Annotated in this window: 18 protein-coding genes; 15 read left to right on the plus strand and 3 right to left on the minus strand. The window is 37.1% G+C overall.

From position 1 onward, the window contains the following. Window positions 1-3: 3 nt before the first annotated feature. The 5 genes from yidC to ETP70_RS02975 all read left to right on the plus strand — a co-directional run bounded on the left by yidC (window position 4) and on the right by ETP70_RS02975 (window position 6,822). Window positions 4-1,614: a membrane protein insertase YidC gene (yidC, locus tag ETP70_RS02955; RefSeq protein ID WP_151899780.1), complete on the plus strand. Its 1,611-nt coding sequence runs from the start codon at window positions 4-6 to the stop codon at window positions 1,612-1,614. Beyond that, the gene (locus tag ETP70_RS02960) at window positions 1,614-2,486 is read left to right on the plus strand and encodes a Jag N-terminal domain-containing protein (protein WP_151899781.1); all 873 of its coding nucleotides are present in this window, start codon (window positions 1,614-1,616) and stop codon (window positions 2,484-2,486) included. Before yidC ends, ETP70_RS02960 begins: the two co-directional genes overlap by 1 nt. A 3-nt stretch (window positions 2,487-2,489) precedes the next feature. Beyond that, the gene (mnmE, locus tag ETP70_RS02965) at window positions 2,490-3,827 is read left to right on the plus strand and encodes a tRNA uridine-5-carboxymethylaminomethyl(34) synthesis GTPase MnmE (protein WP_151899782.1); all 1,338 of its coding nucleotides are present in this window, start codon (window positions 2,490-2,492) and stop codon (window positions 3,825-3,827) included. Window positions 3,828-3,829: 2 nt separating this feature from the next. Next, window positions 3,830-4,246, plus strand: a complete 417-nt coding sequence (gene ruvX, locus ETP70_RS02970; protein ID WP_151899783.1) for a Holliday junction resolvase RuvX — start codon at window positions 3,830-3,832, stop codon at window positions 4,244-4,246. 74 nt (window positions 4,247-4,320) lie between these two features. Further along, the gene (locus ETP70_RS02975) at window positions 4,321-6,822 is read left to right on the plus strand and encodes a bifunctional diguanylate cyclase/phosphodiesterase (RefSeq protein ID WP_151899784.1); all 2,502 of its coding nucleotides are present in this window, start codon (window positions 4,321-4,323) and stop codon (window positions 6,820-6,822) included. Here the strand turns inward: ETP70_RS02975 and ETP70_RS02980 are convergent. Further along, window positions 6,806-7,543, minus strand: coding sequence for a hypothetical protein (locus ETP70_RS02980; protein WP_151899785.1), 738 nt, complete (start codon window positions 7,541-7,543; stop codon window positions 6,806-6,808). The genes ETP70_RS02975 and ETP70_RS02980 overlap by 17 nt on opposite strands. After that, on the minus strand, window positions 7,534-8,205 hold the full coding sequence (locus ETP70_RS02985; RefSeq protein WP_230973298.1) for a hypothetical protein: 672 nt from the start codon (window positions 8,203-8,205) through the stop codon (window positions 7,534-7,536). Before ETP70_RS02985 ends, ETP70_RS02980 begins: the two co-directional genes overlap by 10 nt. 135 nt (window positions 8,206-8,340) lie before the next feature. On the opposite strand from ETP70_RS02985, the gene ilvC reads away from it, so the two are divergent. After that, window positions 8,341-9,363, plus strand: coding sequence for a ketol-acid reductoisomerase (gene ilvC / locus ETP70_RS02990; protein WP_151899787.1), 1,023 nt, complete (start codon window positions 8,341-8,343; stop codon window positions 9,361-9,363). A 40-nt stretch (window positions 9,364-9,403) separates the two neighbouring features. Here the strand turns inward: ilvC and ETP70_RS02995 are convergent, their stop codons facing one another. Next, complete coding sequence (locus ETP70_RS02995; protein ID WP_151899788.1) at window positions 9,404-10,132, minus strand: EAL domain-containing protein; 729 nt, start codon at window positions 10,130-10,132, stop codon at window positions 9,404-9,406. Window positions 10,133-10,432: 300 nt separating this feature from the next. Between ETP70_RS02995 and bioD the strand changes: the two genes are divergently transcribed. From bioD to ETP70_RS03040, 9 genes are read left to right on the plus strand one after another with little or no spacing between them, the layout of a single operon-like run. Continuing rightward, window positions 10,433-11,080, plus strand: a complete 648-nt coding sequence (gene bioD, locus ETP70_RS03000) for a dethiobiotin synthase (protein WP_151899789.1) — start codon at window positions 10,433-10,435, stop codon at window positions 11,078-11,080. Between the two features lie 21 nt (window positions 11,081-11,101). Continuing rightward, complete coding sequence (locus ETP70_RS03005; RefSeq protein ID WP_151899790.1) at window positions 11,102-11,971, plus strand: aspartate carbamoyltransferase catalytic subunit; 870 nt, start codon at window positions 11,102-11,104, stop codon at window positions 11,969-11,971. Beyond that, on the plus strand, window positions 11,968-12,906 hold the full coding sequence (locus ETP70_RS03010) for an aminodeoxychorismate synthase component I (protein ID WP_151899791.1): 939 nt from the start codon (window positions 11,968-11,970) through the stop codon (window positions 12,904-12,906). The genes ETP70_RS03005 and ETP70_RS03010 overlap by 4 nt, the downstream gene beginning before the upstream one ends. After that, window positions 12,903-14,219 carry a sensor histidine kinase gene (locus ETP70_RS03015; RefSeq protein ID WP_230973299.1) on the plus strand — a complete coding sequence of 439 codons (1,317 nt, stop codon included), beginning with the start codon at window positions 12,903-12,905 and terminating at the stop codon, window positions 14,217-14,219. Before ETP70_RS03010 ends, ETP70_RS03015 begins: the two co-directional genes overlap by 4 nt. 57 nt (window positions 14,220-14,276) lie before the next feature. Further along, a complete protein-coding gene (locus tag ETP70_RS03020) occupies window positions 14,277-15,260 on the plus strand; it encodes a transaldolase (RefSeq protein ID WP_151899792.1) in 984 nt (327 codons plus the stop codon). Next, window positions 15,257-16,447: a type IV pilus twitching motility protein PilT gene (locus ETP70_RS03025; RefSeq protein ID WP_151899793.1), complete on the plus strand. Its 1,191-nt coding sequence runs from the start codon at window positions 15,257-15,259 to the stop codon at window positions 16,445-16,447. The genes ETP70_RS03020 and ETP70_RS03025 overlap by 4 nt, the downstream gene beginning before the upstream one ends. 56 nt (window positions 16,448-16,503) lie before the next feature. Then, window positions 16,504-17,040, plus strand: a complete 537-nt coding sequence (locus ETP70_RS03030; RefSeq protein WP_151899794.1) for a 50S ribosomal protein L25/general stress protein Ctc — start codon at window positions 16,504-16,506, stop codon at window positions 17,038-17,040. Between the two features lie 7 nt (window positions 17,041-17,047). Beyond that, window positions 17,048-17,602, plus strand: a complete 555-nt coding sequence (pth, locus tag ETP70_RS03035) for an aminoacyl-tRNA hydrolase (protein WP_151899795.1) — start codon at window positions 17,048-17,050, stop codon at window positions 17,600-17,602. Further along, entirely contained in the window at window positions 17,596-18,672 is a 1,077-nt protein-coding gene (locus ETP70_RS03040; protein ID WP_151899796.1) for an LptF/LptG family permease, read from the plus strand. The genes pth and ETP70_RS03040 overlap by 7 nt, the downstream gene beginning before the upstream one ends. The last annotated feature ends 17 nt before the right edge of the window (window positions 18,673-18,689 follow it).

The raw sequence follows: 18,689 nt of genomic DNA on the forward strand, positions 1-18,689 counted from the left end.
TTTGTGTTAGACAAAATGTCACCAAACCAAAGACTGATAGTCGCCGTACTATTGTCAATAATTTTTTTCGTAGGCTATACTGCGATATTTCCGCCAAAAGAACAAAAGGTAGCAGAGAATGCTAAAACAGAAAATGCTGCGTCTTTAACAGATACACAGAACAAAGATGTTGCATCACGAGTAGAAGAGGCGTCAGGACATGCTGTATCTGAATTGGAAAAAGCAGATAAAAGCATATCCAATACCATCGTTACAATTACAAACAAGAATTTTATCTTAAAAATTGACACGCTCGGACGTATCTCTTCAAAAGAGTTGCTTGAAGAAAAGTTCAGAAATGATGATAATCTGCATGCACAGGTTATTCCGGAATTTGGAACGAAACCGCTTTATATCCGTTTCAGTGATGATGCTGTTAATGATGAAGCTACAAAAGTGGCATATAGTGCAAATGTAAGCAGTGTAGAGCTATCCGACAAGCCGGTTACTGTTACGCTGACACAAAAGTTGTCAAATCTTACCGTTACAAAAATACTGACATTTTATGCAGATGGGCATTATGATGCAAAAATATCTACATCGCAGGATGTCAGACATTATGTTTATCTGGGAGACAGACCGCAGGTTTCCAAAAAGCTTATGGCAGTTGCCGGTGCACTCATCTATACAGATGATGATGTTGTGCATATTATTGAAGACGGTGATGCCGAGGGAAGAAAAGTATTTCAGGGTGTAAAACTTGCATCATCGTTTGATCAGTACACTGCAATTATACTCTATGGATTTCAAAAAGATACCAATGTCATCGTTGAACGCGGAAAAGATGACAACCCTGTTGTCTACTTTGAAGCAGGCAAAGAAGAGAACATACACGGATACATCGGACCAAAAGAGCATAAAGTCCTTAAAGCGATTGATCCGATGCTGACAAATGCTATAGAGTACGGCTGGTTTACTTTTGCTGCCAAACCTCTTTTTGCACTGCTTTCCTGGTTACACGGAATTTTTGGAAACTGGGGATGGGCTATTATTGCATTGACGGCAATTATCAGAATTGTACTTTATCCTTTGACATACAAAGGTATGGTTTCTATGCAAAAAATGAAAGAACTGGCACCGAAACTCAAAGAGCTCAAAGAAAAGTACAAAAAAGATCCGCAACGTCTCAATGCGGCTACGATGGAGATGTATAAAAAACACGGTGCCAACCCATTGGGCGGATGTCTCCCTATGATATTGCAGATTCCTGTGTTTTTCGCGCTTTACAGAACACTTTTGAATGCTGTTGAACTGCAGGGTGCGCCATGGATTCTGTGGATTAACGATCTGTCCCGTATGGATCCGTACTATGTGCTGCCGATTTTAATGGGTGCGTCTATGTTTTTACAGCAACGTATGACACCAAACAACTTTACAGACCCTATGCAGGAAAAAGTATTCAAATATCTTCCTGTCATATTTACATTTTTCTTTGTAACTTTTCCTTCGGGATTGGTGCTGTACTGGTTTACAAACAACCTGTTCTCAATTGCACAGCAGTATATTGTAAATCAGCAGTTCAAAAATGCCAAAGATGCAAAAGCGGCAATTGAAAAAAGCAGTGAGAAAAAGTAATGATTAAGATTGAGGCAGTAACCCTGGAAGGTGCATTCAAAGATGCAGCCACTGCACTGGACTGCTCTGTAACGCAGCTGGCTGTTGAAGTTGTACAGGCTCCAAGCAGTGGCTTTTTAGGCTTTTTTAAAAAGAAAGCTATAATAGTTGCAACAATAAAAAATGAGATTTCCAAAGAAGAAAAAGAACCGCAAAAGACTCCTCAAAAGGCTCCGGAAATTTTGCCGGATACAAATGATGATATACAACAGCATACAATGCTCAACGATACAATTATGCCTACGTCATTTGTAAGTGATCAGGATGAAGATGAACTCGAAGAAGATTTGGCGAGCGGGCTTGCATATACAGCAGACTATGATGATGAATATGATGACATAGCAATAGAAGAAGTGAGCGATACTCCAAATATAGAAACAATTGTTACAGAGGTTGAAAAAGACATTAGCCAACTCTTTGCTCTTATCTGTTTTGACATAGAAAAAGTTGAAGTTTCAGCCTATGACAAAGAAACACTGTTGGTTGAGTTTAAGGGTGAAGATGCAGCACTTCTTATAGGAAAAGAGGGCTATAGATACAAGGCGCTCTCTTATATGCTGTTTAATTGGATTAATACAAAATATGGTTTGCAAATACGTCTTGAGATAGCAGAGTTTTTAAAAAACCAGGAAGAGTCGGTTGGGAGATACCTAACAAATGTTTATGAAAATATTGACAGAGACGGACGGGCACAGACAAAAATACTTGACGGTGTACTGGTACAAATTGCACTCAAAGAGTTGCGTGAACGGTATCCGGACAAATACGTAGTTATCCGTTCTACAAAAGACGGTCTGAAATATATAATCATTAATGATTACCACAACAACTAGACTATGAATGAAACTATAGCTGCCATTGCAACAGCAAATGGCATTGGCTCTATTGCTATTATTCGTTTGAGTGGTGAAAAAGCTCTGACAATAGCAAAACAGCTTACATGTAAAGAGAATTTCATCCCCAGATATGCCACACTCACAAATATTTACAATAATGAAAATGAGCTTATTGATGAAGCGATAGTTATTTACTTTCAGGGACCATACTCTTTTACTGCTGAGGATGTTGTAGAGATACAGTGTCACGGCGGTTTTATAGTTGCACAGAGTATTCTCAGAGCAACACTCAAAGCAGGGGCACGTCTTGCCAATGCCGGTGAATTTTCAAAACGGGCTTTTCTAAACGGAAGAATTGACTTGAGTGAAGCAGAAGCCATAGCACAGCTTATAGAAGCCAAAAGTGAAGATGCGGCAAAAATTTTGGCTTCTCAGATGAAAGGTTCTTTGAAAGAATTTATAGAGCAGGTCAGAGATGAGATTATTCATATTCTGGCATACAGTGAGGTTACTATAGATTATGCAGAAGAAGACTTGCCTCAGGATTTGGTAGCACAGATAGAGTCAAAACTTGAGGAACTCTATGCACTGCTCGAAAAAACCCTTATTGCTTCAAAGTCAAGAGAGGGATTGATGCAAGGGTTTAAGGTGGCTATTATCGGAAAGCCAAATGTTGGTAAAAGTTCACTCTTGAATGCCCTGCTTAATTATAACCGTGCGATAGTCAGTGATATAGCCGGCACAACACGGGATACAATAGAAGAGCAGGTCAGAATAGGCACACACCTTATACGGATTGTAGATACTGCCGGTATTCGTGAATCAAACGATGAAATAGAGCGTATTGGAATACAGCGTAGCCTTGAGGCAATCCGTGAAAGTGATATTGTTATAGCTTTGTTTGATGCTTCGCGCGTTGCAGATGCACAAGACAAAGAAATAGTAAAACTTATTGCCTCAAACAAAGAAAAAAAAGAGATACTTGTTGTTAAAAATAAAATAGACCTGGAAGAAAAATTTGACTTGCCGGGCTTGGCTTTTGATTTGGCATTGAATTCCAAGAGTGATGTGACGGCTTTGGTTAAAAAGCTTGAAGAAATTATGGACTCAAATAATGTAAGTGATGAGATTATGCTTATCTCTGAGCGTCAAATTTCTGCAGTTGAAGCGACAATGCAAAATATACAAGAGGCTTTTGAACCGCTCAAGGATCAGGAATTGGAAATATTTTCTTTTCATCTCAATGAAGCTGTAAAGGCAATGGCAGGCATTACCCGTCCGTTTGAAAATGATGAAATGCTTGATAAAATGTTCGGCTCTTTTTGTCTGGGTAAATAGTTTTGAAATATATTGCAATAGATTTGGGGCTCAAACGTATCGGATTGGCATATTCAGCACATAAAGAGATCGTTACACCTCTTCCCGCCATTATAAGAAAAAACCGCAACCAGGCTTCACTGGAAGTAAAAAAAGCCATAAAAGAGTGGGAAGCTGATGCGGTTGTCATAGGCATTCCTCTGGGCGGGAGCAGTGAAGATGAGATGCGCAGACGTATTGAACATTTTATGAATCTGGTTGCTTTTGAGGGAGAAATCTTTTATCAGGATGAAGCTGGCAGCTCACTTGAAGCGGAGCAGATGATGAAAGGTAAAATAAAATATATCCGCGATGGTCGAGTGGACTCACTTTCAGCAATGATTATTTTACAAAGATTTTTACAACTTAAAGGCACCTCTAAAAACCCTGATATATATTAACATTCACAGCAATATTCCTACTGCTTTGCTATGGTGTCAATGATATTAAAGCTTCAGTTTACTACAATATAACTATGTTAAATAAAACTATAACGTTTCAAAATATATCAGAATTAAAAAAAATGAAGCCTTTTGCTTCAGACTCTAAAACACTTATACAAATATTTTGTGCAAATAATAATCTACAAGAGATAAAAGAGATACAAAACTATTTTGCAACAACTTATCCCCAGACTACGATTATCGGGACAACAACAGATGGTGCCTTGCACAATACAGATATTTATATTGCATCAAAGCATGTTGTAACCTTTACGAAATTTGAAAAGACAGAGTTGAAGGCTATCCTTGTAGAGCATGCCGATTCTACACAAATGAGCTATATCTGCGGTAAAAAATTACTAAGAAAAATTCTGCGTCCCAATACAAAAGCACTCATCAGTTTTGCTGACGGACTCCACACAAACGGGGAAGAGTTCCTAAAGGGCATTAACAGTATTAATCCAAACATCGTAGTTTCAGGCGGGTTGGCCGGTGACAACGGAGAACTCAAAAAAACTTTTGTATTTAACAATAAGCATATTACTGAGAATGGAGCAGTCGGTGTTACTTTGAATTCTGATGCATTGAATGTTTTTACCCACTACAGTTTTGACTGGACACCTATAGGCAAGAAGCTTACAATTACAAAAGCAGTTAAAAACAGAGTGTATGAAATAGACGGTATAAGCGCCGTAGATATGTATGCAAAATATATGGGCAAAGAACTGGCTCAAAATCTTCCTAAAATCGGTATAGAATTTCCACTTATATTTGAAAAAGACGGGGTAAACATAGGCAGGGCAGTACTGTTTAAACACGAAGACGGTTCGTTGACCTTTGCCGGCAATCTTGACGAGGGTGAGAAAGTCCGTTTTGGTGTAGGTAATGTTGATAATCTGCTAAAAAGTGGTGAATATCAGCTGGATAAAATATTTGACAGACTTCAGTTTCAACCCGAAGCCGTATTTGTTTACTCCTGTATGGCAAGAAGACGTTTTATGGAAAAATATATAGAGTATGAATTAGAAGGACTCTCTACGCTTGGCGACATAAGCGGTTTTTTTACTTATGGAGAATTTTTTTCTAATCAGAAAAGTGATTTGCTTAATGAATCCATTACTCTGCTTGGTCTAAGCGAAAGCAATAAAACACTCGAGAGTGTTCACAGAAAAAGTGTTATACACAAAAAAGATTTCGCAGTGAGTACAGAATATGCCCTTGCAAACCTTGCAAACAGCGTATCGCAGGAGTTGGCTGAGTTAAATGCCGAACTTGAAAAAAGAGTGCAAAGAAGTGCGGAGTTTATCTACAAACAGGCATATTTTGATAAATTGACAGAGATGCCAAACAGATTGAGTCTGCTTCACAGGATAGATGAGTGTGTGGGTGAAACAGTTTTTTTGGTAAATATTGATGATTTTACTACTATAAATGATTTTTACGGGCATGCGGTAGGCGATACTGTGTTGGTAAAAATGTCGCAATATTTACACGAATTTACAAAACGTGAGGGAATGGAGTTATTTAAGTTGCCTTCGGATGAGTTTGCCATTATTTCAAATAAAGAACAAACCTATACGGTTATTGAAAATACCATTCAACAGCTTATAAGTAATATAGAACAAAAAGAGTTTTTGGTAAAAGATCAGGTTATTCATGTTTCGGTGACTGTTTCAGCAGCATATATCAATGAGAAAAAAACCGGTCTGGCTAATGCCGATATGGTGCTTAAAGCTGCGAAAAAAGCGCACAAACCCTATTTGATTTTCAATAAATCTTTAGAACTTGCAAAAAAATATGAGTCAAATCTGCAAATGGCAAATGAGATTAAAAGAGCGATAGAGAATGATGACATTATTCCGTACTATCAGCCTATTTTTAGTATAAAAACAGGAAAAATTGAAAAATATGAAGCACTTGTACGCCTGAGAAAAGCTGATGGAAAAATTCTTTCTCCCTATTTTTTTCTTGAAATCAGTGAAAAAATAAGGCTCTACCCTCGAATAACCGAAATTATGATAGAAAAAACATTTTCTTTTTTTGCCGGCAACGGTTTGGACTTTAGCATCAATCTCTCTTTCAGTGACATATTCAGCGAAAAAATGCGAAATTTTCTTTTTGAAAAAATCAAAGAGTATAGTATTGCAAAGCAGTTAACAATAGAAATTCTGGAAACACAGGAGTATACGAACGAAAATATCGTAAACGATTTTACAAAAGAAGTCTATGCATCAGGCGCATCTATTGCCATTGATGATTTTGGAAGCGGATTTGCCAATTTTCAATATATGACAAGTATTTCATGTGATTATATGAAAATAGACGGTTCGCTGATTAAAAATATTCATCAGGATCAAAATTCGCGCTTGATTGTCGAAACAATTGTGGTATTTGCAAAAAAACTTGGGAAAAAAGTCATAGCAGAGTTTGTGCACTCTGCCGAGGTGTTGGATGTTGTCAGAGAAATTGGTATAGAATATGCGCAAGGGTATTACCTTGGCGAACCACAGGAAAAGCTTATTGAGCCATTATGAAAAGATTATTGCTTGGATGGGTTATTTCGCTGAAACGTTCTTTTAATTCTCTGTCAAAAGTCAAAATAAAGACATTTGTATTTTTTAATCCGGCATCTTGAAAATTTTGCAGTAAAACATCATCTGCCACATTTTTTCCATGATCACACTTCATAAAATTAAATGAGTTGAGTGTTTTGCCGTAATCATATAAATTTGCCTCCCATTCCGCTCGTTTAAGATAGAGGGAATCAGGGTTTGCTGCTAAAAAAATATTGGTATCAGAAATTTTGTAAGGCTCGATAATATCATTGAAAATCGAGGCAATACTTGAAAAATTTTCTATATCCCAAAAAAGATAACTTTGTTTGGCCTGTGATTTTTGTTTTTTGTTGATAAGTTTGAGCCTTTTTGTAATATTGAAACTTGAATGTGCCGTGTCGTTGATAATTTGAATACGCTTTTTTAACTGTTGGGCGTCATTTGTGGGAAAACCCAGAATTTCACCCAGGTTTATATAAAAATCCAGGTTCAGCAGCTCTTTTTCTGCGCCGCCTTTTTGATACTTTTTTAATTTTGCCAGTTTTGCATCACAAAACAGAAGGTTTATGCTCATTTTTTCATGATTCGCATAGGCCTGTTTTGTTTTAAAAAAAATATCTTTCGCTTCAGGAGTATCTGGGAACTCTATTGATCCTCTGTATTTATACTCTATAGTAATTTTTTGTTTGTTTAAAGACATTTGAAATACTCAGCTGCTTCTTTTTCATCGTCAGTAAGTTTCTCTGTTGTATATAAAGGATTTTCGCTCATTAATTTTTTAATCTCATTTTGACAGTAGGAAAAAAGAATTTCTTTTGCATGTGTGTTATCATCCAAAAAACCCAGTCCGCTGAATTTATACGGATCTTCCTGTTCTATGCACAGCAGTGTTCCCTCACACTCTTTTTCAAGGATATCAACAAGCGTTCTGTAGTTTATGTCAAATTCTGTTGCATTCCAGCCTATCTCTTCAAGTGTTTCATCGGCAAATTTGTCAACACCGTCGCCTGTTGTATCATCATAGGAGGCACGGGGTGTATTCACTCTAATCAACTCCTGCCAATTGGAAAATGCTTTTATAAGTACCTGCTGTTCATTTTCGGTGATTTGATAATTGTTACCAAATATTTCTGCAAGAGAAGGTGTTTTTGCCGATGAGAGTGCATTCATCGGCAGAGGTGTATGCCTGCCCTGATAAATGAGGATTTCTGTTTCGTTAAAAGGCGCATATTTTATTGCTCCGTCTATATTGATGCCGTACTCTTTTGCAGAGTTTATTGCTTTAAGCAGTTCCGATTTATCAACTGTAATGATTTCATTAAAAAGGTTGAATTTTTTCATTTTTTCTCCAAATTTTTTCATATTATACAGAGTATGAGATTAACTCAGATAATTTAACAGAAGTTATAAGTTTAGTATAATAAAAGTTTTACTATTAATAGAGTATAATGCGACAAATTTTTCAAGGGATATACCCATGAAGCTCAAGGAAATGTAATGGCATTAAATGTTTACTATGATAAAGATTGTGATATTAATATAATCAGAAGCAAAAAAGTTGCAATGATAGGATTTGGTTCTCAGGGGCACGCACACGCTGAAAACCTTAGAGACAGCGGTGTAGATGTTGTTGTCGGTCTTCGTAAAGGCGGCGCAAGCTGGGCAAAAGCCGAGGCAAAAGGATTTGAGGTCTTAACAGTTGCTGAAGCTACTGCAAAAGCAGATGTTGTTATGATTCTTCTTCCTGATGAAGATCAGGCAAGAATTTACAAAGAAGAGATTGAACCAAATTTAAAAGCGGGCGATACGATCGCTTTTGGTCATGGTTTTAACATTCACTACAAGAGTATTATTCCTGCTGCAGATATTAATGTTACTATGATTGCACCAAAGGCTCCGGGACATACCGTACGTTCTGAATTTGTACGCGGCGGTGGTATTCCGGATCTTATTGCTATTGAAAATGATCCTTCAGGAACTACAAAAGAGTTGGCACTCTCTTACGCTTCTGCAATCGGTGGCGGGCGTACTGCGATTATTGAAACAACTTTCAAAGATGAAACAGAAACTGACCTTTTTGGAGAGCAGGCTGTTCTTTGCGGCGGTGTTACTTCTTTGGTTCAAGCCGGTTTTGAAACATTGACAGAAGCCGGATATGCTCCTGAAATGGCTTACTTTGAGTGTCTTCACGAACTCAAGCTTATCGTTGACCTGATGTTTGAGGGCGGAATCGCTGATATGAGATACTCTATCTCAAACACTGCTGAGTATGGTGACTATGTTTCTGGCAAACGTGTTATCAACAAAGAATCAAAAGAGGCAATGAAAGAGATTCTCAAAGAGATTCAAGACGGCAGATTTGCAAAAGACTTTATACTTGAAGGTCAGGCCGGGTATCCTCGTATGAATGCAGAAAGAGCAAATGCCCGTGCTTCATTGATTGAACAAACCGGTGTAAAGTTACGTGAAATGATGCCTTGGATTTCAGCAAATAAAATTGTCAACCAAGATACAAACTAATTTTATTCTCAGCACTTGCCATTTGGCAGTGTGCTGATGATCATCTGCATATATTTTCATCATTTTTCCAAATATTTATAAACTTCTCTTTAAAAAGATAACCCTGTATATAGTCAACACCCATCTCTTGTGCTATTTTTAAATCATTGCTGTTTTCAATACCTTCCAAAATCGTTTTTTTGGATGAGATTTTTGCATAGTTGACAACACCTTTCATCACTTCTATATATGCGGGATGCTGTTTGATTCTCTTTAAAACATCTATATCCAGTTTAATAACATCCGCTCTGCATAACAGAGAGGTAAAATAGATACTGTTTGGTTTGGCAAAGTCATCATAGGCATAGGATATTTCATATTCATTCATCCAGTCCATAAAATTTTCAACATCCTGAGCATTTTCTTCATCAGAATTTTCTATAATTTCCACAACAACATTATCGGTATTTTGGAAAAAGTCGATCCAAAAAGCAACATGATGATCACTGATAGCGACATCAGGGTCAAGATTTAAAAATAATTTTTTGCCGGGAGGCTGATGGTGCAACTGAAATTTTTTCAAAACAGTTTCAACATAAAAAAAGAGTTCAATATTTTGATGGATACTCTTAAAAAATTCATAAGGAGATATGATAGTATTTCCGTATTTAAATCGGCTTAATGCCTCATAGGCAAATATTTCCATATTTTTTAACTCAATTATCGGCTCATAACAGACGCCATACCCTTCATTCGCTATAATAGAACCGATATATTCTTTTATCTTCATGCTATACAAGAGACTTTGTGAGTGTATAAATTTTATTTTTTGAAAGATATGGATATCTCATAGAAAGTATTTTAACAATAGGACAAATGAGTTTAACACTTTTGTCATAAGCAGATTGCTGCAGCAGAGTCTGTATTTTTGATTTTAGTATTGTGTCTGACATAAGAAGCCTTTTAATGATAATTAGTATCAATTTTTGAAATTGTAGCATGCTCTTTCTTAAGTATATATTAATATCGATAGTGGTTATCAATATATAGTTTGGTTTTCTATGATATAATTTGAAAAAAGGAAATAGATTTGGCAAAACGTATTTTTGTAACAGCTACCAATACCGATATAGGCAAAACATATACTACAAAACTTCTACTGGAGTCATTTGCTTCGCGAGGTTTGCGTGTAGGTGTGATGAAACCGATAGAAACAGGTGTTGTTGATGGTTTTTATCCTGATGGAAGTGAACTTTTGACATTGGTGCAAAAATTAAATCCGGAGTTTTTGGGTTTACATGTAGAAGATATAGTTCCTGTATCATATGAGCTTCCTGCCGCTCCTTTTGTCGCATCAGGCGGTAAGGCGCTTGATAAGAGCAGATTACATGTAACTGTGCAAAAGCTTGAGAAACTGTGTGATGTATTGATAATCGAAGGGGCGGGCGGATTATATGTGCCTGTGGATGAAAAGTATATGATTATTGACCTGATAGCAGAGTTTGAAGCACCCGCACTCCTGGTAACACACTGCTCTTTGGGCTGCATTAATGATACTCTGTTGAGTAAAAAAGCTTTGGAAGATAAAAATATTGCGCATGTAGTTGGATTTAACTGCCGGGATCAAGAGGCTGGTTTTGATAAAATCAGTCGGCCTTATTTTGACAAAAGCGGATTTGGTGTGTTGAAAATTCAAGAGGATATTGACACTATAAGCCAACTCCTGTATAATTTGTAAATTATATAATTTAGGATAAAAATGCAGCATTTAATACGCACTGATGATTTTACAAAAGAAGAGATACAAAAGTTGTTGGCAGATGCAAAAAAATTCAGTGACGGCCGTTTTGAAAGAATTTTAGAAGACAAGATTATTATTACACTTTTTTTTGAAAATTCGACACGAACAAAAAGTTCGTTTGAAATAGCCGCAAAAAGACTCGGTGCTGAAATAGTGCATCTTGATGTTGCAAAAAGTTCTACAAAAAAAGGTGAAACACTTGTAGATACGGCAATGAATCTTGATGCTATGGGACCACATGCCATCATAGTCCGTCATGAAAATGCGGGTGTGCCCCAGATTCTTTCAAAGCATACCAAGGCTAGCATTGTCAATGCCGGCGACGGTGCCCATGCCCATCCTTCTCAGGCGCTTTTGGATTTGTATACACTCAAGGAGCACTTTGGCTCACTTGAAGGAAAAAAAATCGCTATTGTCGGAGATATTAAAAACTCCCGTGTTGCAAACTCAAATATAGAACTTTTAACACGTTTTGGAATGGAGGTGATTTTGGTGGCACCACCGCATTTTCTGCCAAAAACCCGTCTAAGAACAACTCATTATTTGTCAGAGATTATTGACGAGGTGGATGCTATTATGAGTCTTCGTACACAGACAGAGCGACACTCTTCGCAAAGTTACGCTTCGTTAAAAGACTATGCAAGCGATTTTTGTATAACGGAGGAACTCATTGGAGACAGAGAGATTATACTCCTGCACCCGGGACCAGTTCATCGAAATATCGATATCAGTGATGCAATGCTCGAAGATAAGCGTTGCAAGGTCTTGGAGCAGGTGAGTAACGGGGTTAATATACGAATGGCTATACTCAAAAAACTGATTGCATGAGTTTTGAGAAAATAAATGTTTTGGCAAAACAGAAAAAGCCGTTTTTGTTTATAAGTGACTTTAAAGGGGAAGATGTTGAGGTAATTCTTCTTGAAGACCTGGAAAAAGAAGATATAGAGTTTTGTATTAACGAAAAATACAGTTTCAAAAAACATTTGCATATTCTTCAGACTGATCCCATAAAATTTTCAGAGTATAAAAAAAAATTTGATGCTGTTATTGAAAAGATTAAATCAGGTGAGACCTATATCCTCAATCTTACCCAACAGACACCTGTAAAAACAGACCTTACTTTAAAAGAGATGTTCAGGGTGGCAAATGCGCATTATAAACTGCGTTATAAAGATGAGTTTCTCTGCTTTTCTCCTGAAAAATTTATACAAATAGCCGACAATACGATTCATACCTTTCCTATGAAAGGCACTATTGATGCTGCCAAAGTCAATGCCGAGAAAAAAATATTAGCCGATGAAAAAGAGATGGCTGAGCATATTATGATAGTAGATTTGCTCAGAAATGATCTTTCCATGGTCGCTTCTGATGTTACAGTAGAGAGATTTCGTTATATACAGACAATAGAAGCCGGAGAGAAGAAACTTTTACAGATAAGCTCCCATATACGCGGTTCTTTACATGTAAACTGGCAGGAAGAACTCGGTACAATATTGCAAACACTTCTTCCGGCGGGCAGTATAAGCGGTGCACCCAAAAAAAGTACCGTCAATATTATTGAAGATATTGAAGGCTATGCCCGCGGATTTTTCAGTGGAGTATTTGGTGTGTTTGACGGGAACAGCCTGGACAGCGGTGTGATGATACGTTTTATACAAAAGAGTGCCAAGGGGTACTTCTATAAAAGCGGCGGTGGAATTACTTTGGACAGTGATGTACAAAGTGAGTATAAAGAACTGCAGGATAAGATATATTTACCATGAAAAACAAATTGTTAGAGAACTTTTTTACCAGTGGCTGGGATTTTAAAGAAGATGAAAGTGAATTAAAAAATAAATTTCAAATGGTGAATATTGTTTTTTTACTCTCTTTTGCCGGATTGATTTTTGGGATCAGTGCAAATATTCTCAGAGCAACGCCGGCGCTTATTCCTGTAGAAACTGTCTTATTGTTGAGTGCTGTTGGACTCATGTTGGCTTTACGTATCAATAAAAAGTATTTTAAAGTCATATCTTTTTTGATGACTCTGCAGTACAGTATACTGTTTTTACTCCTGGTTTATATGAGCAAGCCTGAAGAATTAAAACATATATGGATTTTTACCTACCCTATTATTCTTCTCTACTTTGGAAGTGACAGGTATGTGTTTTTTTGGGTTGCGGCAATGGTGTTTTTCTTGCTCATCGCACCGCTACAGCCTTTTGTACATGTATCGTATTCTCTGTTTCAGGTGACGTATATCTCTTTTGTGCTTATTCTTGTAAGTATCATTATCTATTTTTATCAAAAGCGTATGAATGAAGCGGCAAGTTTAATCATTGAACAGAAAAATATGCTCAAAAAGCAGCTGGATGAACTGACGAAAAAAGATAAAATATTGTCTGTACAGTCCAAACAGGCGGTTATGGGCGAGATGATAAGCATGATAGCCCACCAATGGCGTCAGCCTCTTTCAACTGTCACCCTCAATATATCAAATTTACAGATAAAACGCCTGTTGGGAAAAGAGATCAGAGAAAAAGAATATGAAACCGCTTTTGAAGAGATAAACAATACTATTGCCTACCTTTCGGCCACGATTGATGATTTTCAAACCTATTTTCATCCCAAAAAAGAGATAAATTCCATAGAGATAAACGAGTTGATACAAAAAGCGATTAATTTTACTAAACCGAGACTCAAAGAAACATATATAAAAATTTTATATATGCAAAAAAACAGTGCAGTTATCAATACATATACCAATGAACTTATTCAGGTACTGTTGAATATTTTAAATAACGCCGTTGATGAACTTATTGCAAGAGAGATTAAAGATCCGAAAATAATTATTCGTGTACAGAACCGGGGAGATGCCTTGCAGTTAGAAATTGAAGATAATGCGGGAGGGATAAAAAAAGAGCATATTGATTCTATTTTTGAACCTTATTTCAGTACAAAAGGCAAGAATGGGACAGGACTTGGCCTTTACATGTCACAAATGATAATGCAAAAACAGTTTCATACAACAATAGAGGTTGAGAGTGAAAATAACAGTACTGTATTTCATTTTACAGTACCAAAGAAACTAGCTTAATTTTAGATTGATTGGGTTATAATAGATTTCAAAAATTACTAAACAGTAGGAATTAAAATGTATATAGAAGATTTGAAGTTTTCATTATGGGCTGATTTTATAGAAAGAGATTACCTGGACAAAGAATTTAAAGAACTTATAGACAAAAAAATAATCAATGGAGCCACTTCGAATCCGGCAATATTTAAGAATGCAATTTTAAGCTCTCCTGCATACAAAGAGCAACTTGCATCACTGGATGCGCTTTCTCCAAAAGAAAAATATGAAGCAGTGGCAATATATGACATACGAAAAGCAGCAGATATTTTAAAACCCTTATACGACAAAGGGGATGACGGATATGTCAGTATAGAAGTTGATCCTTTTTTGTGTGATGACGCACAGGCAACTGCTGCAGAGGGAAAAAGGCTTTTTAAGGCGATAAACAGAGAAAATGTTATGATAAAAGTTCCGGCCACAGAAGCCGGATATGAAGCGATGCAGGCGTTGACATCTGTTGGAATCCCTGTGAACGCAACATTGATTTTTAAAAAATCCCAAGCCATATACTGTGCGCAGGCTTTTGAAAAAGGAAGTGAAATATATGGCAAAAGCGTGCCTACTGTTATCAGTATTTTTGTCAGCAGAATCGACCGGGCACTTGATATACTCTTAAAAGAAAACGGTATAGAAACAGGATTGACAGGCATATACAATACTTCTGTCATCTATGAAGAGATACAGAGTATGAATGTAGAGGGATGCAGGGCTCTTTTTGCCAGTACCGGAGTAAAAGACGACTCTCTGCCGCCCTATTATTACATCGAAAAACTGTTGGCGTATAACAGTGTCAATACAGCCCCTGTAGATACCATAAAAGCTTTCCATGCGCATAACGGTTCAAAAAAAGCAGCTTTGCCGATTGATAAAAAAATCATTAACAGACATTTCACACAGATAGAAGATACCGGTGTTAAAATGGATGAAGTACTGCAAAAGCAAATTGATGATGGTTTGGAAGCATTTAAAAAAGCATTCCAAGAGATATTGGAGGCATTATGAATACAGAGGTTGATGTCAGTAAGCTGACATTTGAGCAGTTAAAAAAAATACGCCTGCATCTGAAAAAAATGATTGAGGTGGGAGGCAGTGACTTACATGTAAAGGCCAATGCTGTAATTCGGGCAAGGATTAATGGAAATATTGTCCAGTTTTCCGGTGGTATTTTAACAAAAGAGGATGCCCTGATATTTGCAAAAGAACTTTTAAAAGGGCGTTTTGCCGAGTTTGTTGAAAAAAAAGAACTCGATTTGGTATATCCTTATGATGAAAACAATCGTTTCCGTGTCAATATATTTTTTCAGATGGACGGAGTGTCGGCAGTATTTCGTGTGATTCCTATCAAAATTCCTTCATTTGAAGAACTCTATTTACCGGATATTGTCAAAAGTTTTACACAAAGAGAAAGAGGCTTGGTTCTTGTGACGGGTGTGACCGGAAGCGGTAAGTCTACAACACTTGCAGCACTTGTCAATGAGATTAATCTTACTAAGAAAAAGCATATAATTACCATTGAAGATCCGATCGAATTTGTGCACAAGGACAGAAACTGTATCATCAATCAGCGTTCTGTAGGCCAGGATACCCTCTCTTTTGGAACAGCTCTGCGTGCAGCACTTCGTGAAGACCCTGATATTATTCTGGTAGGGGAAATGCGGGATCAGGAGACGATAAACCTTGCCCTGCACGCGGCAGACACCGGTCACCTTGTTTTTTCAACACTGCATACAGTGGATGCGAAAGAGACGATCAACCGTATAATTGCCCAGTTCCCGACAGATGAGCAAAATCGTGTGCGTCTTTCACTTGCAGGTGTTTTGCAGGGAGTAGTTTCTCAAAGGCTGATACCTACTGTAGACGGAAAGCGCCGCGCCGCTCTTGAAGTACTGGTACGGACTCCGACAATTGAAAAACTTATTTTGGAAAACAGAGATTACGAAATTCGTGATGCAATTGAAGCAGGAAAAGAGCATTACAAATCACAAAGTTTTGACCAGGCTATTCTGGATCTCTACAATGAAGGTGTTATTTCCAAAGAAGAAGCGCTTAACAATGCGACGAGTGCTTCTGATGTAGAACTGAAAATGAACGGACTTATAAGCGGGACAATGGCAGATATGGCTGAAGAAAATGAACTGCCAAAAGTTGAAATATCTTCTGACGATGATGATATTTTTGATTTAAAGTAAAGTTTAATCCATAAAACTGTATAATTGCGCCTATTTTAAAAGACAAAGGACTTCATATGTTAGAAGGTATAGTTAGAGAGAGTATTGGCAAAAAGGGCACAAAAGCGCTTCGCCGTGATGGTTATCTAATTGCGAATATTTACGGAAAAGGGCTTGAAAATATCAATGCTGCATTTAAAGAAAATGAGTATATCCGTACTGTTCGTAATAAAAACACATTGGCATTTCCTGTTTCAATTGATGGAAAAGAGATGCAGGTTGTTGTTCAGGCATATGAGTCTCATCCGGTAACAGGAAAACTTTTACATGTAGATTTAATGGTGGCACAGCCAGGTGTTGTAACACACTATATGGTTCCTGTTGAAGCGGTCGGTGATTCAATCGGTGTGAAAAACAAAGGACTTGTAAATATTTCAAAAAGACGTTTGAGAGTCAAAGCAAAGATTGAAGATTTACCAAAAGCAATTACAATTGATGTAACAGATATGGATATTGGCGACGCTAAGCTTATTCGTGACATCGAAGTAACTGAAAATGTACAATTTACAGATGCTGACCGTGTTGCCGTACTAAGTATTATCAAAGCTAAGTAGTAGCAATATGCTTATAGTTGGGCTGGGAAACCCTGGATCCGACTATGAGGCTACACGCCATAATATCGGTTTTATGGTTATAGATGAACTGATTCGTCGTCATAATGCCAGTAAGATTTCCTCCTCATCATTTCAAGGTGAACTCTATAAATTTCAAAATCATTTTTTATTAAAACCATTGACATATATGAATCTTTCCGGAGAATCTGTTGTAAAAGTAAAGCAGTTTTACAAAATCGAAGATGTCGTTGTAATACATGATGATTTGGATCTTCCCTTTGGTGCCTTACGTTTTAAAAAAGGCGGAGGACATGGCGGGCACAACGGTCTTAAATCAATAGATTCAAAAATATCCCGTGAATATGTCAGAGTAAGAATGGGCATAGCAAAACCAGCGCATAAGGGAGAAGTGGCCTCTTATGTATTAAGCCCTTTCAGTGCAACAGAACAAAAATGTCTGTCGGAATGGATAGATAAATGTTGTGATGCAGTGGAGTTTTTACTGACACATTCATTGGAAGAGACACGGTGCAAATACTCCCAAAAGGCAATGGAATGTTAGCATTCAGATATATTTCATGGCACTATATAAAATATTTTTTGATTATACTGATAGCTTTGGTTCTGTTTGTTGTCGGTTTTGACTATATGGGCAGTGCCCAGGATTTATCCAAGTCATCGGCAAACCTTATTTTGATTTATCTGGTGTACAAATCATTTTCTGCCATAGATATTTTACTGCCAATCGCACTGGTATTTGGAATGATATCTACAAAAATATATCTTATCCGCTCCAATGCACTTGTTTCATTCTTTTCTTTGGGATATTCAAGAGTAGATGTTTTGCGTCCCTTTGTTCTTGTTTCTACCGCTGTTATTGTTCTGTTTATAGCGCTGCATGCGTGGTCGAATTTTGCCAGAGCAGAAGAGTTTTCCAGAAATATTAAAAAGAATTCACAATATTTAAGTCCCACACGCGATCTTTTTTTTGCGTACAAGGGAAAGTATATATATTTTTCAAAACTGCTTCCTTTGCAGGAAACTGCGAAGAATATTCGTGTGTTTAGTGTTACAAATGAGTCTTTAAAAGAAGTGGTTGTTGCCAAGTCAGCCAGATACATAGATAACTACTGGTTTATCAGGCAGGCTGACATTATTACAAAGCCTGATGATTTGTCTCTTGCCTCACCCGGAATAAAAGTCACTAAAGCAAAAGATTTGAAAATTTTAGAAGGGTTTCGCCCTAAAATGCTTGACCAGGTATATGAGGGAAAAGTGAACTTTACAATTATAGATGCCGTGGATGCTATGCTTTTACTGAATAAACAAAACATTAATACGGATAATATCAAGTCAGCACTTTATAAAATATTTATCTATCCTTTTTTTGTTCCGTGTCTCATTGTTATAATATTTTTCTTTGTCCCAATGAGTGTACGATTTTTGAATGTTTCTCTTTTTACATTTGGTGCAATCCTGGCAACGTTGCTCACCTGGGGAATTCTCTTTTTTCTGATAAAGCTTGCAAACAATAAAGTGATACCGAGTGAAGTCGGGATAGTTCTTCCTGTTGCGATATTGGCTCTATTGGCCTTTTTTCAGTGGTATAGACACAGAACACTACTGTCTTAGGCACTTCTAAGCACATT

The organism is Sulfurimonas hydrogeniphila (assembly GCF_009068765.1).
GTDB classification, from domain to species: Bacteria; Campylobacterota; Campylobacteria; order Campylobacterales; family Sulfurimonadaceae; genus Sulfurimonas; species Sulfurimonas hydrogeniphila.